Here is a 23733-nt window from a genome sequence, read left to right as displayed (position 1 = left end):
TTTCGGAGGGGACATGCAGAGCAGTCCGAGCGACACCCGATCCAATGTGCTCATCACCGGCCTCGGTTTCGTTCTTCCCGGAACGAAGGGGAACGACCAGGTCTGGGAGCCTTGGCTACGGGCGCGTCCCAGGTCGGTCGGCTGCCGACCGTCATCACCGAGAACATGCAGTGCCGGGCCGGCGCGCGGCTGCGTGACTTCGACCACCGCGACTACGTTCCCGACCTACCGGACCGGTTCGCCAAGCGGTACAGCCGGGAGATCCTCATCGCGCTCTCGGCGGTGGAACAGGCCCGCGCTGACGCCGAGCTGCGAGTCGGCGACGAGACCGAGGCGCAGCGCGTCGGCGTCATCGGAACCAGTTCACGCGGGCCGGTGGAGTGGTGGTCGCAGACCTGCTCCCGGAAGGTGATCGACTCCCGCTTCCCACCGGTGGAACCCGAGCAGGGCGTGTTCGCCTCCCTGCCGGGCAGTCCGGTCACGCTCAGCGCGATACGGCTCGGCGCCAAAGGAGTGGTCACCACGCTCAGCAACGCCTGCGTGGGGGGCCACCAGGCCGTGGGGCTCGCACTCGAACTGCTGCGCTCCGGCCAGGCCGACGTGATGGTGGTCATCGGCTACGAGACGCCGTTCGTACCGGAGGTCCTGCGCGTCTACTCCCCGGCGGGCGCCGGTGTGCTCTCCTGCGCGGAGGGCGACCCCCGGGGGGCGCTCAAACCCTATGACCGCCATCGCGACGGGTTCGTAATGGGCGAGGGGGCGGTCGCGATGGTGCTGGAGACCGAGGAGAGCGCGCGCCGGCGCGGGATACCGGCCTATGCCCGGGTCGGGTCGGTCATCACGCTCAACGAGGCCGAGCACGCGACGCGGATGGATCTGTCCGGCAGGTTCACCGCTGACATGATGACGCAGGCGATGGCCGGGGCCGGGTCGTCGATGGAGCGGCTGGACTACGTGTGCGGGCACGGGACAGCGACCCGGTACAACGACGCGGCGGAGAGCCGCGCCCTGCGGATCGCGGTCGGCGGGCGCCCGCTGCCGCCGCTGGGCTCGATCAAACCCGTCTTCGGGCATCTGCTGGGTGCCTCCGGCGCCCTGAACTGCGCCGCGACCGCGATGATGCTCGACAAGCAGTGCCTGGTTCCGACGATCAACTGTGTGGACGTGGATCCCGAGTGCGACCTCGACCACGTGCGGGAGGGAGCGCGCAGCACGCGGGTGCGCAGTGCCATGTCGCTCTCCTTCGCGATCGGCAGCCAGAGCTCCGCGCTGGTCCTGGAGGCGGTATGACCGGGACCACTCCCCGCTTCCTCGACGACGTCGACACCATGTGCGTCGACCACCTGCGCGACGGGATGGCGGTGCACGTCGCCTCCACCATGTCGCGGCCGAACGCGATGCTGATGGCGATCGCCCGGTCCCTGGGAGGGCGGGCGCGCTTCACCATCAGCTGCAACGCCTTCCACGCGAACATGCACGCCCTGGTCATGGCGGGCGTGGTGCGCCGCGCGATCACCTGCTTCGCGGGCGACACCTACCCGTCGCCGCGCCCCAACCCGCTCTACGCGGATCTGGCGGAGGGCGTGCCCTTCCCCGTGGAGGAGTGGAGCCTGATGTCACTGGCGCAGCGCCTGGTCGCGGGCGCTACCGGCGCGCCTGTGGCGATCAGCACCTCGCTCATCGGTACCGATCTGGAGCGCGGGCTCGCCTCGGCCGACCCGCCACTGCTCACACGGCTCGACGGCGAACGGGCGGTACTGCTTCCGGAGCTGCGGCCGGACGTCACCCTGCTGCACGCCGCCTGCGCCGACCGGCAGGGCAACCTGTACCTGTACGGCCCTCTCGGAGAGGGATGGTGGGGCGCGATGGCCGCACGGGAGGGCGTGCTGGCCACGGCGGAACGGGTGGTCGAGGAGCCTCCCGAAGGCATGACCCGTATCCCCGCCGACCGGGCGATCGCGATCACACCGTGCGAGTTCGGCGCGCACCCGCAGGGGATTCCGGCGCTTCCGCAGTGCGGGATCCCCGGATACCTGGACGATTACGACTACCTCACCGAACTGGCGGAGGACTGCCGATCACCGCGCACCCGGAAACGGTGGTTCACCCACTGGGTGACCGAGGTCAAGGACCATTACGGCTACCGCGCCCGGACGGGAAAGCCCCGGCCCGGCCCGGACGGCCTGGCCACCTGGCCGTCCCGTTCTGCCACCGCCCCGAGCCCCACCCCCGCCAAGGACGTGGAGCCCACCTGGAGGGAACGGCACATCGTGCTCGCCGCCCGCGCGATCGTGGACCGCGTGCTCGAAGGCGGGCACCGGACGCTCGTCGCCGGGATCGGGGTCTCCCACGTGGCGACCTGGCTGGCCGCCCAGTGGCTGCGGGACCAGGGGCACCCAGTGCAGGTGCACGCGGAGCTGGGGCTGATCGACATGCGCCCGGAACCCGGGGACGTGTTCCTGTTCTCGCAGCGCCACGTGGCGAACTGCGGCGCCTTCGGCAGCACCCTCGACGTCCTCGGGGCGCTCACCCCCGGAACCGGGCGGCACACCCTCGGCGTGCTGTCCGCCGGGGAGATCGACGCGCGGGGCCGCATCAACAGCAGCCGTACCTCAACGGGCGGCTTCCTGGTGGGCTCCGGAGGGGCCAACGACTTCGCCTCCCGCTTCGAGGTGCTCGTCGTCGCCCCGGCTTCACCGAAGCGGTACGTGGAGCGCACCGGCTTCGTCACCTGCCCCGGTGACCGGGTGGGCACGGTCGTCTCGCAGTACGGCCGGCTAACCCGGGAGCACCCGGGCGAGGACTTCCGGCTGCGTACCTGGTGCCCGCCCTTCGGCCGGCAGGACGCCGACCCGCTGCGGACCCTGCGCGACAGTACCCGGTGGCCGCTTCCCGACAGCGTCCCGGTACCCGAGCGCCCGATCGACTTCGACGAGGTGGCCCGGTTGCGGGCCCTGGACCCGGAAGGGATCTACCGATGAGCCCGATTCACCCGAACGGCGGGGTGCCCGTAGTCCTGGAGGGGGTCGGTCACGATTTCCCGGGTGAGCCCGTGCCCAACTCCTTTTTCGAGACCGAACTCCCCCACCTGGGGATCAATGACGCGTGGATCCGGGAGCACACGGGCGTGCACACCCGGCACTGGCCGAAGGCCGGAGAGCACCACGTGGACATGGCCGAGCGCGCCGCCGCGCAGGCGCTGCGCGACGCCAGACTGGACCCCGGCGATGTGGACGTCATCATTGGCACCAGCGCGACGGCGCGACCGCGGGTGAACCCCACGACCGCCGGCAACCGCTACATGGACGTGGCCCAGCCGCTGCAGCACCGGCTGGGGGCCTCCCGGGCCTTCAGCTTCGACGTGACGGCGGTGGCCTGTTCCGGGTTCCTGCACACCAGCGTCGTAGCGCGCGCCGTGCTGTCCACGATGAACGTGCAGACCGTGCTGGTGGTCTGCGCGGAGAATCCACGCCCCATCCTGAACTTCGGCTACCGCAACGCCGCGCTCTTCGGTGCGGGCGCCGCCGCCGGTGTGTGGCGCCGCGCGAGCGGGCCCACCGGTCTGCACGGAGTCACCCTGCGCACCGAGCCGCGCTACTACGACGCCTTCGACATCGACGACGACGACAAGATGCTGATGAAAGGAAAGGTGGTCGGGGATGTCGCGCCGCGATTCCTGGCGGAGGTGACCACCGACGTGCTCTTGGGAAGCGGCCTGGGCTGGCTCGATCTCGACTGGATCATTCCGCACCAGGGCAATATCCACATCATCGAGGACTTCCAGAAGGCGATGGATGCCCCCAAGGAGTGCGTCCTGGTCAACATCGACCGGCGGGGTAACACCTCCAGTGTCAGCGTCCCCGGCTGCCTTTCCGAGAACGTCCATAACGGCGTGATCCGGAGCGGGCAGCGGATTCTGGCCGCGAGTATCGGCCGGGGGTTCAGCGGCGGGGCGATGATCTTCAGTTACGGGGAACCGGGGCGCTGAGCCCTTTTCCTGCCGCTTCTGCGGGATGAGCCTGCGAAGCGGTGCGGAAAACCCCGCGCTGCGGTGGTGAAAAGGCGCTCCGATGCGTCGCTGCTTTCGGAATGTCCCGTGAAATCTGATGGAAGGCGGAGTCGCCGTGCCGAGGAAAAGGAACAACGCCCGCGGGCAGGATCCCCGCTGGGAGGGGAAGGGAATCCACTTCCGCGGGTTCGGCCTCTACTATCCCGAAAAGCTGGTCATGAATGAGCCCGGCCTGACCGACGACTCCGGAAACGAGATCGACGCTTCGGTACTGGGCCGCGTGCAGGTGAAGTCCAGGCATGTCAGCAACGAGAAGGAGACCGTCGCGCGCATGGCCGCCGAGGCGGGCGGGCAGGCGGTGCAGAACGCCGGAATCTCCCCCTCCGACCTCGACCTGATCATCCTGAGCAACTGGACGACACCGCCCTACACCCCCGAGTACGGTCCCGAGGTCGCTTCGCTCCTGGGAACGCCGCGCACCCTCGCCTACGACATCTCGGGGGCGTGCACCGGTTTCGTGCACGGGGTGCAGTCCGCCGCCGCGTACCTGCACTCCATCCAGGGGCCCGGGTACGCCCTGGTCACCTGCTCCGAACAGTTCAGCCGCCGGGCCCGCCCGGGCAGCAAGGGCGAACTGGTGTGCGGCGACGCCGCCGGCGCGGCCGTTCTGGAGAAGCGCGACGACGGCGGCACCGGACTGATCGACTCCACCCTGCGCAGCGATGGCGACCGCGCGTCGGTGGTCAGCGTTCCCACCGACACGGGATGGGTGCGCAGCCAGCGGGACCTGGCCGATCACGCGGTGGCGGGCATCGTCGAGGCCTGCTCGGAACTGCTGGACCGCAGCGGCCTGCGGATGAGCGACATCGACTGGGTGGTGCCGCACCCCGGCACCGACGTCGTGCACAACAGGGTCCGCGGGGCGCTCGGGGTGCCCGAGACCAAGCTGGTCCTCAACTTCCAGGTGCGCGGGAACACCACCAGCGCGTCCATCCCGATCGTGCTCGCCGAGAAGTGGGACGCGGGCCTGTTCCGCCCCGGCGACCTCGTGCTCAGTCCGGCCATCGGCGCGGGCTGGTACTCCGGCGCGCTGCTCTACCGGATCTGATGGGGAGGAGGAAGGTGTCAGTGCCGCCCGAAGCAGGAGTCGGCCGCGCCGGCGGGTCGCCCGATGGGGCGGAGGACCCGGTCACGGTCGTGATCGGCGGGACCAGCGGCCTCGGCCTGGCGACCTCGGTCGCCCTGGCCGAGGAGGGCAGGCGGACGATCGCCGCCGCCCGCGGTTCCGCGCGGCTGCAGCAGGTCCGCACCCTGGCGGCGGCGAAATCGCTGCCGCTCACCGTCCACCCCGTGGACGTCACCTCGGCGCAGAGCGTGCGTGAACTCTTCGCGCACGCCGAATCCCAGGGGCCGGTCGCGGCGTGCGTGAACGCCGCCGGGCAGAACCTGTCCCGCCTGCTGCTCAGCCGCCGCGACCAGAACGGGGAGTGGCGGCTGCATCCCGAGGAGGAATGGCGGGCCACCATCGAGCTCTGCCTCACCGGCACGTTCCTGGTCGGCCGGCAGGTGGCCGAGCTGATGGCGCGCCAGGGCGCGGGAGGCGTGCTGGTGAACATCGCCAGCAGCACCTGGTCGGGGTCGTGGGGGCAGTCCGCCTACGCCGCGGCCAAGGCCGGGGTGGTGTCCCTGACGCGGAGCTGGGCCCTGGAGCTCGCCGACCACGGGATCCGCGTCGTGTGCGTCGCGCCCGGCGTCGTCGACGGAACGGCGCTGCGCGACAAGTGCGCCGCCAACCCGGGGCACGCGCGGTTCATGGACCGGCTGCGCGAGCGGGTCCCGCTGCGACGCTTCGCGGCGGAATCAGAGGTGGCCGCGAGCATCCTGCACGCGATCGACAACGAGTACCTGACCGGAAACGTAATGGAGGTGCATGGCGGTGGGTTTCCAAGCCGTATCGTCTGAATCGACCGAGGACCGCAGAGCGGCGGGACGGACGCCGTTCGAAGGGCGGGTCGCGATCGTCACCGGGGCCGGGAGCGGCATCGGGCGCGAGATCGCCGAGACGCTCGCCGCGCAGGGCGCGGCCGTGGGCCTGGTCGGGCGCACGCTCGACCGGCTGCAGGAGGTCGAGAAGGCCATATCCGAGCGCGGTGGTTCCGCCGCGAGCCATCAGGCCGATGTCACGGACATCGACTCCCTGCACGATGTCGTGCACGAGCTCGGCGCCGAGTTCGGGCCGGTGGACCTGGCGGTGAACAGCGCCGTCAGCGGGGCCGGGCAGAAGTTCCTGTGCGACCAGGACGAGGAGTCCTGGCTCGACACCATCGACACGAACCTGAACGGGGCCTTCCGGCTGTGCCGGGCGGTCGTCCCGACCATGATGGAGCGGCGCCGCGGCTCGATCGTGCTCGTCTCCAGCGTCGCCGGGAAGCGCGGGGTACCCGCGAATACCGCTTATTCGGCGTCCAAATTCGGACTGAACGGGTTGATCAAATCCCTCGCGATCGAACTGGGTCCCTCCGATGTGCGGGTGAACGCGGTCTGCCCCGGGCTGACCAACACCCAGATGCTGCACAACGAGGACCTGTACGGCCGCGACTTCATGGACAGCATCCGCACTCATTTCGGTCCCCCTGACCTCACCTGGCCGCGCTTCTGGAAGAGCGCGGTCCGCAACACCGACCTGCAACGGCTGATCGAGCCCGAAGAAGTGGCCGATCTGACGGCGTTCCTGCTCAGCGACGCTGCCCGCTCCATTACCGGAGAGTCCATGTCCGTCGACGGCGGATCCCCGTGACGCCGCGAAGACGTGCACACGCCACAAGAGAAGAGGAGCAGCACATGTCAGGAGCACAGCAAGGACCAAGGGACACCGTGGTCACCGGTATCGGCCTGTGCCTGCCGGGCCCGAACGGCGGCGTGACCCGCACGGTGCCGGAGTTCTGGGAGACGATCTCCACCGGCACTCTCTGCGTGCACAACGACGGCGTGTACTTCGGGGCGATCCCGTCCGTCGCGGCCGATGTGGCGGCGGAGCTTCCCGAGATCCCCCGCCCTTACATCGACAACTACGCCCCCACCCACCTCTACGGGCTGACCGCCCTGTTCGAGGCGCTGGCGGACGCCGGGATCGACTGGCGCGCCGGCGCGGCGGAGAACGCGGCGCTGCTGACGGCGCGGGCCGGGATGGACACCATCGTCGCGGCCTACCGGGGGGCCCTGGACGCCAATCCGGACGAGCTCACCGCAGCCGAGGCCAAGGGCCTGTTCATGCGGCTGGCCCTGTCCGGGGCCGTGACCGACGTGGGCAACGTGCAGGCTTCGCTACTGCGCTCCACCGGTCCCAGCTTCTGCGTCTCGTGCGGGTGCGCCTCGTCGGCGGTACTGCTGGGCCGGGCGATGGCGATGATCCGCGACGGCGAAGTGGACACCGCGATCGTCACCGGGGTCGACGCCTGGAACCTGGACCAGGCCCGGCACCTGGACCGGCTGCGGGAGACGATGAAGGCCGAGGTCAGAACCACCTCGTTCACCGCGCCCGAGCTGCGCATGGACCGCCCGATGCGGCCCTATGACCGCGACAGCGACGGGTTCAACATGGGCGACGGCGCGGTCACCCTCGTCGTGGAGGCCAGGGAGCACGCGCAGAACCGCGGGGCCGGCGTCCACGGGTGGCTCATCGGGCAGGCCACGCGGCGCGGCGCCGTACCGAGCGCGCTGGCCGCCACCGGAGTGGACTCGGCGCTGTCCCATGCGGCCCGCGACGTCATGGGCGACCACACCGCCCCTGCGGACATCGCCTACGTCAACGGCGGAGCTCAGGGGGACCCGCTGTTCAACCAGTTGGAAACGGACGCCGTCGCCGACATCTTCGCCGACACGGTGCCGCCCTACGTCACCTCCCAGGAGGCGTGCTTCGGGCACGTCGCATCGGGCCTGGGCAATATGGGGGTGGCCGCCACCCTGCTGATGATGCGGCACGGGCAGATCGCCCCCACGGCCGGCTGCCGCGTCCCCGACCCGGCCCTGAGCTTCGACCCGCTGCCCGGCACCTCACCCAAGCCGGTCCGCTTCGACCGCGCGCTCAGCGTGAACTACCAGGTGGGAGGGGTCGCCAGCGCGATACTCCTGGGAGCCGCGCAGTGACCGCGCGGCCGGACTGGGGCCGGGTCGCGGTCCGGGGCGTGGGGATGTCCCTGCCCGGAATCGGTGATACCTGCCGTGACCTGTGGGAGTTCACCGAGATGATCATGAAGGGGGTTTGTGCTATCAGCGAGTTCGACGAGTTCGACACTCCGCTGCGGGTGGCCGGCCAGGTCCCTGACAGCGGAGCGGGCTCGCTCGGCCTGCCGGACAGGGCGCTGCGTCGGCTGCCCAAGGCGAGCCGGCTCGCGCACGTGGCGGTGGCCGACGCCATCGGCCACGCCGGTCTGACGGCCGCCGACCTGAACGACACGGACGCGGTGCTCGTGGTCGCGTCCATCCAGTTCGGCCTGCGCGAGACGGCCGACCTGCTGCGCCGCTTCCACGAGGCCGGGCCGCGCGGCATCGGGCTCGACTACTGGATCGCCGGGACCCCGGGCAGTATCGCCGGGTGCCTGGCGACCAACCTCGGCCTGGACATGCCGACGCTGACGCTGACCGGCGGATGCAGCACCTCCCTGCGCGCGTTCGAGCTCGCGGCCGGGATGATCGCCCGCGGCGAGGTCGAGCACGCCGTCGTGGTCGGTACCGACTGCGTACTGGAACCGCTGTTCCTCTCCAGCACCACCTACGAGGGTGGCTCGGGCTTCCGGGCCTCCACGCTGTCCGGCGATCCGGAGGACGTGCGGCCGCACGACGACGACCAGACTGGCAACGCCCCCGGTGAGGGGGCGGTCGCCTGGTGCTGAGCAGGCCGGGGAGGACGGTCCGGACGGCGTTCGCCGACGTGGAGTTCATGGCGCTGTCCTCGCGCAAGCGGGGCGCCAGCCCGGTCGGCCTGGGCGATCCGCGGCGCTTCGCCCAGGACATCGAGCGCCTGCTCGCGGTCGCCGATCTGGGACTGGCGGACCTGGCGTTCATGTGCGACTTCGCTGAGGGCAGCCGGCACCTGGAGGACTACATCTGCGACGTCCTCAACGCCCTCCGCGAGTCGGCCGGCGACCACACCGATCTACTGCTCACCACGCAGGAGGCCTGCTTCGGGCATATTCCGGGCGTCGCCGGACTGCTGAAGATCCTCGCGAGTCTCGTCATGCTGAACACGAGGATGGTCGCCCCGACCGCCAACCTGGTGCGCCCCTACCGCCGGCTGCCCGCCTCCCCGGTGATCCTGGCGCCGCGCCCGCTCCGGGGGACCAGCGATCCGATCGCGATGGCCGTCGGGTCGTCCGGGGGCGGCGACACCTCGTCGATCCTGCTGCGGCTGTGCTGAACAGCCGCGGCGTGCCGGAGCTCCGATTCTCCCGAGCGGCGGATCACCCCTCCCGGCCCGCCGCTCGGGACCGTTCGTGCGGCACAGTGAAACCCGTACCGGAACCAGTCGGGGCGGTGCGGACCGTCCCGAGCATCGGGGTGGATCGGACGGTGGGTGGCGATGATCGAAGGGGACGTGCGGCCGGGGTTCGAAGAGGTGCGGGAGGAGTTCGAGCGCAATTTCGCCGAGCGGGGCGAGGTCGGGGCCGCGTTCAGCGTCTACCGGGGAGAGGAGCCCCTGGTCGACCTGTGGGGCGGGTACCGCGACCCGGATCGGGGGCTGCCGTGGGAGTCGGACACCCTGCTCCCGATGTTCTCGGCGACGAAGGGGGTGGCCGCCGGGACCATGGCCGTGGCGCACGCCCACGGGGCGTTCGACTACGACACCCCGGTCGCGGAGTACTGGCCGGAGTTCGCGCAGAACGGCAAGGGGCACATCTCGGTGCGGGACCTGCTGGACCATCGGGCGGGGCTGTCGGCGCTGGACGTGCCGGTCGGCGCCGCGACGCTGGCCGACCCCGCCGCCCTGGCCGGCATCCTCGCCGCGCAACAGCCCCGCTGGAAACCGGGCACCCGGCACGGGTACCACTCCCTCACGCTGGGTCTCTACCAGAGCGAGCTGATGCGCCGGGTGGATTCGCTCGGGCGCGGCGTGGACGGCTACTTCCAGCAGGAGATCGCGCACAGGCTGGGGCTGGAGTTCTACATCGGCACCCCCGACTCGGTGTCCCTGGACCGGCAGGCGGCGCTTCCCGCCCCGACCCGGGCGGACATCCTGCGCAACATCAACGAGGTGCCGTTCGGATACGCGCTGTCGCTGTTCAACCCGATGAGCATCACCCGCCGTACCTTCGGCAACCCGCCGCTGCGTACCGCGTCGGAGCTGGCGCTGCCGCCGTACCGGGGTATCGAGCTCGCCTCGGCGAACGGGATCGGCCAGGTCCGCGACGTCGCCAGGTTCTACGCGGAGCTGGCCGGGGGCGGGGCGGCCCTCGGGCTCGACGACCGGACGTTCGGCGAGCTGAAACGCCCCGATCCGCCGCCCTCCGGCGGCGAGCGCGACCTGGTGCTGAAGGTGACGACGCGGTTCACCCTGGGGTTCTGGAAGCCGTTCGCGGATTGGCGGTTCGGCTCGGACGAATCGGCCTTCGGCGCGCCGGGCGCCGGCGGCAGCTTCGGGTTCGCCGATCCGGCCCGGGGTACCGGTTACTGCTACGGGACCAATGCCCTGGGCCTGCGGATCTGGGACGACCGGCGGGAGAAGGCGCTGCGGGACGCGCTCTACCGCTGCCTGTAGGCGTCCGCTGCGGAGTTGACACGCGAGGTCTCCTGTGATGTATATAAATGAACGTTCATATATAAAGCAGAGGTGGGGACCACCTCGATGCGCCGCTCATGGAAGGAGCGAGAAGTGACCGGCTCGATCGAACTCCTTGCGGACGACGATCCCCGGGTGCCCGATCGCGGATCGTGCACCATCCCGGGGCTGCTCTACACGCGGGCGCGGCTGCACCCCGACCGCGTGTTCGCGCTGTTCGAGGACGCGCCGTCGTGGACCTACCGGCGGACTCTGGAGGCCGCGGAGGGAGCCGCGGCGGGCCTGGCCGACCTGGGTGTGACCGCCTCCGACCGCGTCGTCTCATGGCTGCCCAACGGTCCCGACGCGCTGCGCGTCTGGTTCGGCGCGAACCTCCTGGGAGCCGTGCACGTCCCCATCAACACCGCCTACCGGGGCGGGCTCCTGGAGCACGTGATCCGGAACTCCGGTGCGGGCGTCCTCGTGGCGCACGCCGAGCTGGCCGAGCGGTTGGCCGGGATCGACCTCGCCGACGTGCACACGATCGTCGTCATCGGCGAGTACGGCGGGCCGCGACTGCCGGTCCGCGTCGTCGACGGGGACATCCTGTCCCTGGGCTCCGGCCGTGTCCCGGATCCGCCGCGGCCGGTAGAGCCGTGGGACCCACAGATGATCATCTATACCTCGGGTACCACGGGGCCCTCCAAGGGCGTGCTGCTGCCCTACGTGCACCACTACAGCAGCGCCGTGGCCGCCTTCGGCGCGCGGGTCCGCGAGGGGGAGCGCTACCTGGTGCAGCTCCCGCTGTTCCATGTCGGCGGGACGCTCGGCGTCTACGGCATGCTGCTGTACGGGCATTCCGTCGTCGTCACCCGGCCCTTCCAGACCGATGGGTTCTGGCCACTGGTCCAGCGGACGGGAATCACGAGCTGCACACTGCTCGGAGTCATGGCCACCTTCCTGGCCAAGCAGCCGTCCCGCACGGAGGACGCGCACACGCCCCTCAGGTGGGCCTGGGTGGTCCCGCTCGTCGACGACGCGTCGGACTTCGCCAAGCGCTTCGGGGTCGACGTGTACGCCATGTACAACATGACCGAGGTCAGCTGCCCGATCATCTCCGAGGCAACCCCTGCCGTCGCGGGCACCTGCGGCAGGGTCCGACCCGGCGTGGAGCTCCGCCTCGTCGACGGCGACGACCGGGAGGTGGAACCGGGGGAGACGGGGGAGCTCGTCGTGCGCACCGCCCGGCCGTGGGCGCTCAACAGCGGCTACCACGCCATGCCCGAGGAGACCGCCGCCGCCTGGCGCAACGGCTGGTTCCACACCGGGGACGCGCTCCGGCGGGACGAGGAGGGCAACTTCTTCTTCATGGACCGGATGAAGGACGCCATCCGGCGCCGCGGCGAGAACATCTCCTCGTTCGAGGTCGAGGCCGAGCTGCTGGCCCACCCCGTGGTCCGCGAGGCCGCGGCGGTGGCGGTCCCCGGCGAGCACGGGGAGGACGAGATCCTCGCGGTGATCTCGACGGTGCCCGGAACGCGCGTGGACCAGGCCGAGCTGACCGAGTTCCTGCGCTCGCGCATGGCCTACTTCATGATCCCCCGCTACCTGCGGGTGCTGGAGCAGCTACCGCTCACCCCCACCAGCAAGATCCGCAAGCATCTCCTGCGGGAAGAGGGCGTCACCGCCGACACCTGGGACCGCGAGCGTGCCGGGCTGAAGGTCAAAGGGGAGCGGTGGTGACGGGCGGCGGCACGATCGAGATCGAGCGTGATGTGGCCGCCCCGATGCGTGACGGCGTCCTCCTCAGGGCGGACGTGTGGCGGGCGGCGGACGGCCGGGCCCGGCCGGCCATCGTCTACCGGGCGCCCTACGACAAGCGCATGCTCACCGCGCTCGACGTCCTCCCGCCCTACCTCGCGGCCGAAGCCGGGTACGCGGTGGTGCTGCAGGACACCCGGGGCCGGTTCGCCTCGGAAGGGGAGTGGGAACCGGTCCTGTGGGAGCAGGAGGGCCGCGACACCTACGACACCGTCGAATGGGTGGCCGAACAGCCTGGTGCGACGGCAACGTGGGCATGGCGGGGCCGTCCTACCTGGGACTGGTGCAGCTGCTCGGGGCGATGGAGCAGCCTCCGCACCTCAGGGCGATCGCGCCGGCCATGGTCACCTCCGCCGAGCACGACCGGGCCGCGACGGGCGGCGCGCTCCGGCTCGACCACATCGTGAGCTGGCTGGTGTTCATGTCCGCCGACTGGCTGGCGCGGCGGCTGGCCGCGGGCGACCCGCCGCCGCCCGAGACCATCGCCGCCATCGCCGGCTACGCCGAGTCGCCCCGCTCGGCCATGGAGGTCCTGCCGCTGCGGGACATCCTGAAGCTCGAAGGCTTCCCCTTCTCGTTCGCCGACGTCCTTCCCGGCGGCAGGCTGGACCTGCGTCCCACCATCCGGACGGAGGCCATCAGGATCCCGACGCTCATGGTTACCGGTTGGTACGACGTCTTCTGCGGTCCGACGATCGCGCTGCACCGGCAACTGGTGGCGGAGTCGGGCAGCGCGGGGCGGCACCGGCTCATCGTGGGGCCCTGGGCACATCTGGGAACGCTGCTGTCGGTGCAGGGGGAGCTCAACTTCGGGCTGCGGGCCGCGGCCTCGTACGGCGGCCTGCCCGCCAAGCATCTCGCGTTCTTCGACCGGCACCTGCGCGGCGGTGCGATCGAGTCCTCACCGGTGGAGTACTTCCTCATGGGGGCCAACGAATGGCGCACCGCGACGGAGTGGCCGCCGGCCGCGACCACCGAGCAGAGCTGGTACCTGCACAGCGACGGAAACGCCGAGGTGGCCGGCCGCGGCAGGCTCGCCCGGAAACGCCCGGCCTACGACCAGACCCCCGACCGCTACACCTACGACCCTGCCTCTCCCGTACCCAGCCACGGCGGGCGGGTACTCAACCTGGGCGGCTGGTGGGCGGGCCTCTCGCCCAGAACCACCTGGAGAGCCGGCGCGACGTCCTCAGCTACACCTCGCCGGCGCTGGAGGAACCCGTGGACATCGCCGGCCCGGTCCGGCTGTGCCTGTGGGTGGACAGCACGGCCCCCGACACCGACTTCGTCGGCAAGCTGCTCGATGTGCGCCCGGACGGGCGCGCGATCATCATCGCCGACGGGGCCCTGCGGGTCAGGCACCGCGAGGGCTTCGACACCGAGAAACCGCTGCACCCACGGGAGGCCGCGGAGATCGTCGTCGACCTCGGCCACGTCTGCGCCCGGATCGCCACGGGGCACCGGATCCGGGTGCACATCAGCAGCAGCAACTTCCCGCACCTGGACCGCAACGCCAACTCGGGAGCGCCCGTGGGGACCGACGAGACCCTTTCGACCGCCCGGCAGCGCGTGCACCACAAGGGAGCGCGCGCCTCCGGGCTCACCCTGACCGTCCTGAGCGGAGATTGAGCATGACCGACGACGTCCTGCGCCACGAGATGTACGAGAGCGCGGCGATCCTGACCATGAACCGGCCCGATCGCCGCAACGCCCTCAACCGGGAGCTGGGTGAGCGCCTCATCGAGGCCCTCACCGAGGTCGGTAGGGATCCCGAGGTGCGGTGCGTGGTGCTGACGGGGGCCGGCGGCGCCTTCTGCGCGGGCGACGACCTCGACGCGGTCGCCGACTTCCTCGCCGGGGACCGAAGCTCCGGGCCGGCCGACGAGGTCACCGGCGACTCCCACTACCTCCGCGTGTGCGAGGCGATGGTGCGCTGCCCGAAGCCGGTGATCGCCGGCGTGGACGGTGTCGCGGCGGGGGCCGGGACCGAGCTCGCCTGCGCCGCCGACTACCGCATGGCCTCCGACCGCGCGCGTATCGGCAGCATGCTCGTCCGTGTTGGGCACTTCGGTACCGCGGTGCTGCTGCCGCGGGTCGTCGGCCCCTCGCGGGCCACCGAGATCTACCTGACCGGGCGCCTCGTCGAGGCCGACGAGGCGGAGCGTATCGGGCTGGTCCACACGGTGGTGCCCGCCACCGAGTTCCAGGCCTCGCTGCGGGCGCTCGCCCGTACCCTCGCCCAGGGGCCCACGAAGTCCATCGCCTACTTCAAGGAGCTCAGGGAGGCGGCGTGGGGCCAGCCCGTCGAGTACGGGCTGCGCCTGCAGGACCTCTACCACATCCGTTCGCACACCGAGATCGCCGATGCGGAGGAGGGGCCGCGGGCGTTTCTGGAGGGGCGCGAACCGGTGTTCGGCGGCGGCTGAGGGCCGCTTCCCAGCGGACGCCCGGGACCGGATGGCTCCCCGGTCCCGGGCGTCTTTCGTGTGCTCGCCGGCCGTCCGGCCCTGTCAGCGGGCGACGGTCTCGGTGATCGCCTCCAGGTTGCGGCCCGTGGTGCGCGGTCCGAGCAGCAGGACGTTGGCGCAGCACACGAGCAGCAGGATGGCCGAACCCGTCAGTACTCCCATGGCGCCGAAGGCGTCCAGGACGGCGAGCCCGGCGAAGGGCAGCACCGCCGCGGCGAGCCGGCCCGTCCCGTAGCTGAAACCGATGGCCACGTTGCGCGTCCGGGTGGGGAATACCTCCGCGAGGTACATGTGCGAGGCGGTGCCGAAGATGTTGCTGAAGACGGTCAGCGTGAAACCGGTCACCAGGATGAGCCACGTCAGGGTGGCGGCGCCGAAGACCAGGCCGCAGACCGCGATTCCCAGCGCGGAGACGACGATGAGGGTCTTGCGCTCCATCCGGTCGGCGATGAGCGTGGCCAGCAGCGCCCCCAGCGGGTACCCGACGGCGATGATCCCGGTGTAGCTCAGTGACTGGACGATGTCGAACCCCTTGGAGACGAGCAGGACCGGGGCGAGCTGACCGAAGCCGTAGTACCCCACGGTCCCGAGCACGGCGAGCACGCACATCATGACAACGCGGCGCAGGTACCGGCCGCGGAACATGCTCGAAAAGGAGTCCTGCTGCGCGGGAGCGACGATGTGCTCGGTGGAGTCGGGCTGCGGGAGCGGACCCGTGCTGCGCTCGACCTCCTGCTCGATCCCGGCCACCACGGCCTCCGCCTCCTGGGGGCGTCCCCGGGCGGCCAGCCAGCGGGGGGACTCGGGCAGCCGGCGGCGCATCCACAGGATGAGGACCACGCCGGAGCCCGCCGCGACGAGCAGCAACCTCCAGCCGTCGAAGAAGAGGACGTGTGCGGCGGCCAGCGGCGCCCCGAGCAGGGCTACAGCAGGGAAGGCGAGGAACCCGAACGTCAGCGCCCACCCCACGTAGCGCCCTCGGTGCCGCTTGGGCAGGAACTCGCCGAGATAGGCGTCGATCAGCGCCGCCTCGGCACCCGCCCCTATGCCCGCGACGAACCGGCAGGCGATCAGCACCCACACGTTAGGGGAGAACGCGGCGATGAGCCCGAAGATGAGGTAGATGGTCAGGTTGACCAGGAACATGCGGCGGCGGCCGAAACGGTCGCCCAGCGCACCCAAGGCGTTCGCGCCGACGAACATGCCCAGGAAGACGGAGCCGATGAGCGCACCCTGCTCGAAGGTGGTGAGGCCCCACACCGGGGTGAGTACGGCGACGAGCACGCCGCCCAGGAACAGCTCGAAGAGCTCGTAGAACACCCCGATGCCGACGATGAAGGTGAGCTTGCGGTGCCAGCGGCCGATGGGCAGCCGGTCCAGTCGGGCGACGATACCGATGGCCGCGGTGGGGCGCGGTGCGGAGGAGCTGTCGGACATGGTCTCCCGTTTCCCTAATGTAAATGAACGTACGTTTATTTAAGATCACACCGGCGCGGATGACAAGACGGGGAAACAAACGGGCCGTCCGCGGGCCCCGGGACCCCGCGAACGGCCGCACGGTGCGCTAGCCCGTCGGGTCGGCGTGCAGTTCCAGGGACTGCGCCCCTTCGGTCGCCTGCACGATGGCGCTGCCCTCGTCATCGCTCTGCCATTCGCTCCCGTCCTCACCCACGATCAGGGAGTCGGGCTGCAGTTCGGTGATCTCCAGGCGGTCTCGCCGTCGGACTCCACGGTCAGGGTGCCGTTCTCACCGGGTGAGATCCCCGCGCTGTCGACGTCGACCGTAGCGGAGTCCACGTTGCTCAGCTCGACGTCGATCTCCGGAGCCTCCGCGACCGCGGCCCCCTCCGTCCAGGTCAGACCGGTCGTGTTCCGGCCGTCCCCGGAAGGCTCGACCTCCGGCTCGGACTGGGGGACGGCGCGGGAATGCGCGTCGACGCGGGCGCGCTCACCAGGGGCGTCGTCGCGGGCGCGCAGGTCGGACAGCCACCAGGCGCCGCTCGGCCCGACCCCGAGATCGGGCTTGTAGGCGTTGCCGTACCACGAGTAGCTGATGCGCGGGGGGTTCTGCTCGCGGGTCCCGGTCAGCCACTCCGCGGCCTCGGAGAAGTTGTCCTTGTGCAGGATGAACGTCAGATGGCCCTCCAGCGGGTGCAGCTTGCGCTCGTGGCGGTAGTCCAGTTCGTCGAACTTGTCGGCCATCCTGACGACCGTGTGCGAGGGCACCACGATGTCGAGGCCGCCGTGTGTCAGATGGAAGGGGACGTAGCGCCCGTTCTCCGCAAGCGGTTCCAGGTTCCCGCTCTCCTTGCAGGTTCCCTCCGGGTCGTCCTGGATGCCGATGTCGATCTCCACACCGGGCAGCATCTCGATCGACGCGCATTTCGCGGGCGGGGCGATGGCCGAGGCCGCCGCGAAGAGGTGCGGGTAGTAGAAGGCGTAGTAGTAGGTCCCGTACCCGCCCATCGAGGCACCGGTCATGGTCGTGCGGTCGGCGTCGACGGCGTAGTCGGCGAAGACGCGGTTCCAGATCTCCCAGACCGAGAGCTCGCCCTCCTTGACCCACCAGGACCAGGGATCCCGCCCCATAGGGCTGACGCAGATCGAGCCGCGCTGCTCGCACGCCTGCTGTACCAAGTCCGGGCTGTACTCGGGGTACTGGTTGTGCGACATGCCGGCGCTGTGCAGCATCCAGGTCATCGGCGCCGGCTCGGAACCGTCGTAGGACGTGGGGACGTAGATCCCGTATGGCTGCACCCGTCCGGGGAATCCCACGGTCGTGAAGTCGTTTCCGTTCTCGATCGGAACCAGCCCCTGGTCCTCCTCAACAGCGGAGACGTACCAGCGGTTGGAGAAGCCGGTGGGTCTGGGCTCGGGGGTCGTTCCGCCCTCGCCCAGCTCGGTCCAGGAGACCTCCTGGCCGAACGATGAGATGTCGCCCGCGGCCAGACCGCGCGCCTGCTCGGCCTCCATCCAGGCGTTCTTGTCCTCGGCGGCGTTCTCCTGGTCCAGGGTGCGGAAAGCGACGTTGTAGATGTTGGGCTGGCCGGGCCGGGCTCCGTTGCTGATGCCCACATCGGCGAAACCCGCCCCGTCACCGCCGGCCGCTCCTGAGACCAGCTTGACGTTCCAGTCGTCCTCCGGATCCAGCACCGACCTGTCCATTCGGACCACGAACGAGCGTGCCTCCTCGTCCACGATGTGCGCGCCGGAGTCGGCGACGTCCGTGCGGGAGCCGTCCTCGGTGTCGATCAGCCACGCTCCGGCCGCGGAGACCAGCAGGATGTGGTCCGTTTCCGAATCCTTGATTCCGATGTTGGCGGGCAGCTGTTCGGCTGTACCCCCGGAACCGGTGTCGAGCAGGAACGCGGCGATCGGCACGGAGGTGTCGGCGAGAGTGGTCCAGTCGACGCGCCAGTAGGAGGCGTCGGAGTCCAGACCGATCCCCGCGCGGAAGATGTCCGCACCGTTGTGCCGGGCTTCCTCGGCCTGGTAGCGGTAGGTCCCGACGGGGCCGCCGATGGGGTACAGCATGCCGCGCGGGTTGCTGGTGGAGACGGTGGCGCCGCGTGCCCCGACATCGTCGTAGAGGAAATCGGTCCACAGGAAGGCGCCGTCGTCGAGCCGGCCCGTGCCGGAGGTGCGGGGGAACGCCTCGGAGAACGGCCATCCTTCAGGGGCGGGCAGTTCCGGTTCCGCTGTGTAGGCGGCCGGGGGCATGCCCGAGGGGAGCGGGGTCGACGCCGGGCTGTACTCGGCGGATGCGGATGCGGATGCGGATGCGGGGGCGGCCTCGGCGGGCACGGACCAGGGGAGCAGGAGCGCGGCGAGGCAGAGGCAGAGCCATCGCCCGCGTCCGGGTTTCGGGGAGGACATGCGAGGTATCTCCTTCTTTCCTCTCTTTGCCCCCGGGTTACGAAAAAATGAACGTACGTTTATACAGTGGCACACCCGGTACCCCGAGTACCACCCCCGCGACTATTTTTGGTGCTTCCTCCGCTGGTCCGGGTGCTGTCGTGGTACTTCCCTCCGAGGTCGCTCTTGCCAAAGAGCCGGGGATGCGGTTGAGTAAACGTACGTTCATTCATATTGACCCCGGATGGAAGCGAGGCATCATGCCCAGCCGCGACTCCGTCTTCGTGCTCGGCGGCGCCCAGACCGACTTCGCCCGCACCCTGACGAAGGAGGGGAGTGACCCCTTCCCCTCCTTGTTCGCCGAGGTCGTGGACGCCTGCCTGCGGAACGCCCGAGTGAACCCCGGCGAAGTGCAGACGGCCCACGTCGCGAACTTCGACTCCGGACACTTCACCGGCCAGGCGCACCTCAGCGCGATGATCCCCATGCTCGACCCCGCCTGGAGCGGACTGCCCACCAGCCGCCACGAGGCCGCGTGCGCCTCGGGCAGCGCGGCCGTGCTCGGCGCCATGGCCGACATCGAGGCGGGCCGGTACGACGTCGCGCTGGTCGTCGGCGCGGAGGTGATGCGCAGCGTGCCCGGCGAGGAGGCGGCCCGGCACATCGCTGCGCCACCTGGGTCGGGCACGAGGCCGAAGGCGACGGCCTGCCCTGGCCGACCCTGTTCGAGGAGATCGCCGAGGAGACCGAACGGCGCCACGGCCTGGAATGGGCGCACCTCACCCGGATCGCCGAGATCAACCGGACCAACGCCCGCCGCAACCCGCTGGCCCAGACACGTTCCTGGACCTACGGGCCCGAGCAGTTCGCCGACGACGACACTACGAACCCGCTCGTCGCCGGGCGGATGCGCAAGAGCGACTGCGGCCGCATCTCCGACGGCGCCGCAGCGGTGGTCCTCGCGGGCCGCCGCTTCGCCGAGGAGTGGTCCCTGCGCCGCCCCGCTGCCGTCCCCCGTCCCGCGGCGATCCGCGGCTGGGGCCATCACAGCGCCCCTTTGCCGCTGGCCGCCAAGTTCGAGCTGAGCAAAGACGAGCCCTACATGTTCCCGGGCGTCCGCGCGGCGATCACGGAGGCCTACCAGCGTGCCGGAATCCCCGGCGCCGGGAGTCTCGACGTCATCGAGACCCACGACTGCTTCACCATCACCGAGTACATCGCCCTGGAGCACTTCGGCGTGGCAGAGCCGGGCCGCGCCTGGCGGGCCGTGGAGGACGGGCGGATCGCGTTCGGCGGATCGATCCCGGTCAACCCCTCGGGCGGGCTCATCGGCGCCGGACACCCCGTGGGCGCGACCGGGATCCGGATGCTGCTGGACGTCCAACGCCAGGTCACCGGAACGGCCGGCGACTACCAGGTGCCCGGGGCCACCACCGCGGCGACGCTGAACATCGGCGGTAGCTGCAGCACCGCCGTCAGCTTCGTCGTCGCCGGCACACCCGGCTGAGCAGGCATTCCCGCGACCCCTGACCGGTACCAGGAACACACATCGGAGAGAACGCTTATGACATCCGCCCAGTTCGACGGACACACTGTGCTCGTGACCGGAGCTGCACGGGGAATCGGAGCGGCGACGGTGCGGCGCTTGGCCGCCGCGGGCGCCCGGGTGGCCATCAACGACCTTCCGGGCGGCGAGGCGAAGGCACTCGCGGAACAGATCAGCGGTGAAGGCGGTGACGCCCACCCCTACGAGGCGGACGTCACCGACTCCGAGCAGGTCGCCGCGATGTTCGACGACCTCGGTGAACGCTTCGGAGGGGCCACGGGTCTGGTCAACAACGCCGGAACCGTGTGCCGCGGCCACCTGGTGGAGTTCGACGACGCGGAATGGGACCGCGTCCTCGACACCAACCTGCGCAGCGCCTACCTCTGCCTGAAGCACTTCGCGCGCTCCCGCGTCGACACGGCCCAAGGCGGTGCCGTCGTCAACGTCGCGTCCATGTCCTACAAGGGCATGACGCAGCAGATCGCCTATGTCGCGAGCAAGGGCGGGATGGTGTCGATGACCCGCGGCGCTGCCCTGGAGCTCGCGCGCCACGGGATCAGGGTCAATTGCGTCGCCCCCGGCATGATCGAGACCCGCATGACGGCCTTGAGGGGGCCGGGGACGACAAGCTGCGCCAGGCGATGATCGAGCGGATCCCGCTTCGGCGTTACGGCCGGCCGGAGGAGATCGCCTCGGTGGTGGCGTTTCTCCTCTCCGCCGATTCCTCCTACATGACGGGGGAGGTCCTGCACGCGGCGGGCGGAGCCCGCCTCTAGACAGTGTCGTGATCGTGCGAGGGGGCCCTTCACGTCCGGTCGTCCCGCCGGAGGTCGTACATGCCCCCGGTCCCTCCGGCGGGGCCCATCGCTCGGAGGGGAGCAGCGCGTCCCTACCCCGGTCGTCCGGCCGTTCCGGCGCGGCGGTAGACCAGCCGGTGGAGGAGGGTTTCGGCGGGACCGCGGCGGCCCGCGCGCTCCAGTGCGTAGGCGCCGAGGACGGTGAGCAGCCAGACGCCCGTCGCGAAGAGGGCCATGCCGGCGCTGCCCATCGCCGCGCCGAGTCCGAGGCCCCACGCGGCCAGGGCCGGGGAGAAGAGCACCGAGTGGGCGAGGTAGCAGGACAGCGAGCGCTTGCCGACCGCGGCCACCGCCACCACAGGGGCGCTCCGCCGCGCGCGCTCGGACATCCGGTGCGCGACCAGGGTGATCAGCGCGGCGTAGCCGAGACCGGCGGGCAGCCCGGTGATCGTCTGCACCATGAGGAACACGCCCTCCCCGGAGACGAGCGCGGGAGGCACGTCCAGGGCGCCGATGTGCGCGAGCGCCGCCGGCTGGCCGCCCAGCCAGCCGATCGCGATCCCGGCGACCGCGGTGCGGCGCAGCAGCGGTAGGTGGTTTCCGGGCTCCTCCAGAATGCGGTGCCGTGCTGCCCAGAATCCGAGCAGCATCGCGGCGTGCATGCTGAAGCCGAGAAGGCCGCCCATCAGCGTCACCGCGAGCAGCCAGGTGGTCAGCCGGGTGGCGGCCGCGGCGAGCGGATCCGTCTCCCCTGATGCGTAGGCCGCGGTCGACGGGACCGTCTCGGGAGCGCCGGGCTGCGCCATGAATTCCAGGACCGTCAGCGCGAGCAGCACGAACAGCAGGGCCGTGGCGACCGAGGCGGCCACCAGGACGGCCCGGTCGCTGCGGCGCAGGAACAGCCAGCCCAGGATGAGGCCGGCCAGCCCGTAGGCGCCGAGGATGTCGCCGGCCATGAGCAGCGCGGCGTGCCCGAAACCGAAGACGATGAGCCACAGGCTGCGCCTGCGCAGCAGCGCCGCCGCGGACCGCTCGGAGCTTCCGGCCGCCGTCTGGCGGAGGAAGAGCTGCGTCATGCCGTACCCGAACAGGAGGGCGAACAGCGGGTACACCCGCAGGTCCAGGCGGTGATCATGGCGAACTGGACAGCGGCGTCGAGCGCCGAGCCGTCGACCGGATGCCAGCCCGACGGTCCGTGCTCCGCCGCCCACAGGTAGAACCCCGTGTTCGACAGCACGATCATCAGCAGCATGAGCCCGCGCCCCAGATCGGGGGCCAGGGCCCGTTCTGCCGAGCGCACGGAGCCGCGTATCGGTCCGCGTGTCGTGGCCTCCTGTTCCCGCATAGCTCTCTCCCGTTCCGGCGCCAATAAACTCCGAACAGTGTTCGTTGAACTCCGAACGCTATACGGAGTTTTAGGATGATCGCAATATGAAGGCGGAAGAGGCAGGGAGCACCGACCCGGCGCGCGCCCTCGAACTGCTGTGGGGGCGGCGGGCGCTCCCGAGCCGGGGGCCCAGGCCCGGACTCGCCCCGGAGCGGATCGTGCGGGCCGCGATAGAGATCGCCGACGAGGAGGGCCTGGCCGCGTTGTCGATGCGGCGGGTCGCCGGTCGGCTCGGGGTCGGCACCGCGTCGCTGTACACCTACATCCCGGGCCGCCCCGAACTGCTGGCGCTCATGCTGGACACGATGATCGGCGACGGCCCCCTGCCGCACACGCTGCCCGGGGGCTGGCGGGAGAAGGTGCAGGCGTGGGCGCGCGACGACTGGGAGGGCTACCAGCGCCACCCCTGGGTGCTCCAGGTCGTCTCGGACCGCCCCTCTGTGGGGCCAAGGCTGATGGAGTGGTACGAGTCCGCGCTGCGCGCGCTCGACGGCACCGGCCTGACCGAGTCGGAGACGGTCGCCGCGGTGGAGTCCGTCGACGGCTACGTACGCGGCGTGGCCCGGCTGGCGGCGGACGCCGCGGAGACCGAACGGCGCACCGGTGTCAGCCAGGAGGCGTGGGAGGCGGCACAGGAGGCGTTCCTGCGGGAGCACGCCGACTTCAGCCGCTACCCCAGGTGGGTCGGTGCCGCGGCGGCCGGTGCTTTCGGCGACCCCGTGCAGAACTTCGAGTTCGGCCTGCAGCGGATCCTGGACGGGATCGAGGCCGTGATCCGGGCCCGCTCCGGGGAGGGGACACAGAGCTGAGGAGGCGGCCCCGGGACCGGCCCTACCCGCTCCGGCGACGAGCGCACCGCGCGCATCGTGGCCCAACCCGGCCACCACCGAAACCCGCGCCGACCGGGCGGGAACGGAGCCGCGTGGGGAGAACCCTGGAATACTGGGGCATTCCACGCGTTGCTCCGCCCGTCCCCCGCGAAGGTGCCCATGAGCGAAGGCCAGCCCCCGCCTGCCACCCCGCCGGGGCCACCGCCGCCCTACCCGCCACACGCGCAGCGGCCGCCCTACCCGCCGCCCCCGCAGTACGGTCCGGG

19 protein-coding genes and 3 pseudogenes are annotated in these 23733 nt (G+C 70.7%); 19 read left to right on the top strand and 3 right to left on the bottom strand.

The genetic code is table 11. The features are described 5' to 3' along the window. The first annotated feature begins 111 nt into the window (after positions 1-111). From VS93_RS08155 to VS93_RS08100, 14 genes and pseudogenes are all read left to right on the top strand, one after another. The gene (locus VS93_RS08155) at positions 112-1290 is read left to right on the top strand and encodes a beta-ketoacyl-[acyl-carrier-protein] synthase family protein (RefSeq protein WP_052745599.1); all 1179 of its coding nucleotides are present in this window, start codon (positions 112-114) and stop codon (positions 1288-1290) included. After that, the gene (locus VS93_RS08150) at positions 1287-2981 is read left to right on the top strand and encodes a CoA-transferase (protein WP_046469377.1); all 1695 of its coding nucleotides are present in this window, start codon (positions 1287-1289) and stop codon (positions 2979-2981) included. Before VS93_RS08155 ends, VS93_RS08150 begins: the two co-directional genes overlap by 4 nt. Then, positions 2978-3988 (top strand): 3-oxoacyl-ACP synthase III family protein, encoded by a 1011-nt coding sequence (locus VS93_RS08145; protein ID WP_046469376.1) that lies wholly within the window; start codon positions 2978-2980, stop codon positions 3986-3988. The genes VS93_RS08150 and VS93_RS08145 overlap by 4 nt, the downstream gene beginning before the upstream one ends. Positions 3989-4124: 136 nt before the next feature. Further along, entirely contained in the window at positions 4125-5117 is a 993-nt protein-coding gene (locus VS93_RS08140; RefSeq protein WP_046469424.1) for a 3-oxoacyl-ACP synthase, read from the top strand. A 14-nt stretch (positions 5118-5131) separates the two neighbouring features. Beyond that, entirely contained in the window at positions 5132-5971 is an 840-nt protein-coding gene (locus VS93_RS08135; RefSeq protein ID WP_162231654.1) for an SDR family NAD(P)-dependent oxidoreductase, read from the top strand. Continuing rightward, positions 5946-6806 (top strand): SDR family NAD(P)-dependent oxidoreductase, encoded by an 861-nt coding sequence (locus VS93_RS08130; protein WP_236700415.1) that lies wholly within the window; start codon positions 5946-5948, stop codon positions 6804-6806. Before VS93_RS08135 ends, VS93_RS08130 begins: the two co-directional genes overlap by 26 nt. 44 nt (positions 6807-6850) lie before the next feature. After that, on the top strand, positions 6851-8155 hold the full coding sequence (locus VS93_RS08125) for a beta-ketoacyl synthase N-terminal-like domain-containing protein (RefSeq protein ID WP_046469375.1): 1305 nt from the start codon (positions 6851-6853) through the stop codon (positions 8153-8155). Then, on the top strand, positions 8152-8901 hold the full coding sequence (locus VS93_RS26780; protein ID WP_052745598.1) for a beta-ketoacyl synthase N-terminal-like domain-containing protein: 750 nt from the start codon (positions 8152-8154) through the stop codon (positions 8899-8901). Before VS93_RS08125 ends, VS93_RS26780 begins: the two co-directional genes overlap by 4 nt. Beyond that, a complete protein-coding gene (locus VS93_RS26775) occupies positions 8895-9425 on the top strand; it encodes a beta-ketoacyl-[acyl-carrier-protein] synthase family protein (RefSeq protein ID WP_052745597.1) in 531 nt (176 codons plus the stop codon). Before VS93_RS26780 ends, VS93_RS26775 begins: the two co-directional genes overlap by 7 nt. Before the next feature lie 162 nt (positions 9426-9587). Further along, positions 9588-10763 (top strand): serine hydrolase domain-containing protein, encoded by a 1176-nt coding sequence (locus tag VS93_RS08115; protein WP_046469421.1) that lies wholly within the window; start codon positions 9588-9590, stop codon positions 10761-10763. 114 nt (positions 10764-10877) lie between these two features. Beyond that, positions 10878-12506 (top strand): AMP-binding protein, encoded by a 1629-nt coding sequence (locus VS93_RS08110; protein ID WP_236700414.1) that lies wholly within the window; start codon positions 10878-10880, stop codon positions 12504-12506. A 44-nt stretch (positions 12507-12550) separates the two neighbouring features. Further along, positions 12551-13662: pseudogene (locus VS93_RS33300) on the top strand (CocE/NonD family hydrolase); the annotation flags it as partial. Between the two features lie 62 nt (positions 13663-13724). Then, positions 13725-14213: a CocE/NonD family hydrolase gene (locus VS93_RS30305; RefSeq protein ID WP_052745594.1), complete on the top strand. Its 489-nt coding sequence runs from the start codon at positions 13725-13727 to the stop codon at positions 14211-14213. 2 nt (positions 14214-14215) lie between these two features. After that, on the top strand, positions 14216-15010 hold the full coding sequence (locus tag VS93_RS08100; protein ID WP_046469374.1) for an enoyl-CoA hydratase/isomerase family protein: 795 nt from the start codon (positions 14216-14218) through the stop codon (positions 15008-15010). An 84-nt stretch (positions 15011-15094) separates the two neighbouring features. On the opposite strand, the gene VS93_RS08095 is transcribed toward VS93_RS08100, so the two are convergent. Both VS93_RS08095 and VS93_RS08090 read right to left on the bottom strand, forming a co-directional pair. Then, positions 15095-16489 (bottom strand): MFS transporter, encoded by a 1395-nt coding sequence (locus tag VS93_RS08095; protein ID WP_046469373.1) that lies wholly within the window; start codon positions 16487-16489, stop codon positions 15095-15097. A 237-nt stretch (positions 16490-16726) separates the two neighbouring features. Beyond that, positions 16727-18928 (bottom strand): prolyl oligopeptidase family serine peptidase, encoded by a 2202-nt coding sequence (locus VS93_RS08090; RefSeq protein ID WP_052745593.1) that lies wholly within the window; start codon positions 18926-18928, stop codon positions 16727-16729. On the opposite strand from VS93_RS08090, the pseudogene VS93_RS32870 reads away from it, so the two are divergent. The 4 genes and pseudogenes from VS93_RS32870 to VS93_RS32440 all read left to right on the top strand — a co-directional run. Further along, a pseudogene (locus tag VS93_RS32870) lies at positions 18814-19503 on the top strand (thiolase family protein); the annotation flags it as partial. The gene VS93_RS08090 and the pseudogene VS93_RS32870 sit on opposite strands and share 115 nt — an antisense overlap. Further along, positions 19443-20414, top strand: a complete 972-nt coding sequence (locus VS93_RS31215) for an acetyl-CoA acetyltransferase (protein ID WP_236700413.1) — start codon at positions 19443-19445, stop codon at positions 20412-20414. The pseudogene VS93_RS32870 and the gene VS93_RS31215, both read left to right, overlap by 61 nt. A 57-nt stretch (positions 20415-20471) precedes the next feature. After that, on the top strand, positions 20472-21098 hold the full coding sequence (locus VS93_RS08080; protein WP_052745592.1) for an SDR family NAD(P)-dependent oxidoreductase: 627 nt from the start codon (positions 20472-20474) through the stop codon (positions 21096-21098). After that, complete coding sequence (locus VS93_RS32440) at positions 21095-21229, top strand: SDR family oxidoreductase (RefSeq protein ID WP_082126711.1); 135 nt, start codon at positions 21095-21097, stop codon at positions 21227-21229. The genes VS93_RS08080 and VS93_RS32440 overlap by 4 nt, the downstream gene beginning before the upstream one ends. 113 nt (positions 21230-21342) lie before the next feature. On the opposite strand, the pseudogene VS93_RS08075 reads toward VS93_RS32440, so the two are convergent. Beyond that, a pseudogene (locus VS93_RS08075) lies at positions 21343-22502 on the bottom strand (DUF418 domain-containing protein). Positions 22503-22681: 179 nt separating this feature from the next. Between VS93_RS08075 and VS93_RS08070 the strand changes: the two are divergent. Continuing rightward, the gene (locus VS93_RS08070) at positions 22682-23446 is read left to right on the top strand and encodes a TetR/AcrR family transcriptional regulator (protein ID WP_046469372.1); all 765 of its coding nucleotides are present in this window, start codon (positions 22682-22684) and stop codon (positions 23444-23446) included. Positions 23447-23733 lie beyond the last annotated feature (287 nt).

Origin of the sequence: Allosalinactinospora lopnorensis (assembly GCF_000981225.1) — a bacterium.
Classification (GTDB): Bacteria; Actinomycetota; Actinomycetes; order Streptosporangiales; family Streptosporangiaceae; genus Allosalinactinospora; species Allosalinactinospora lopnorensis.
The sequence above is the reverse complement of the archived record's forward strand: the minus strand, read 5'-3'. Positions and strand labels throughout refer to the sequence as shown.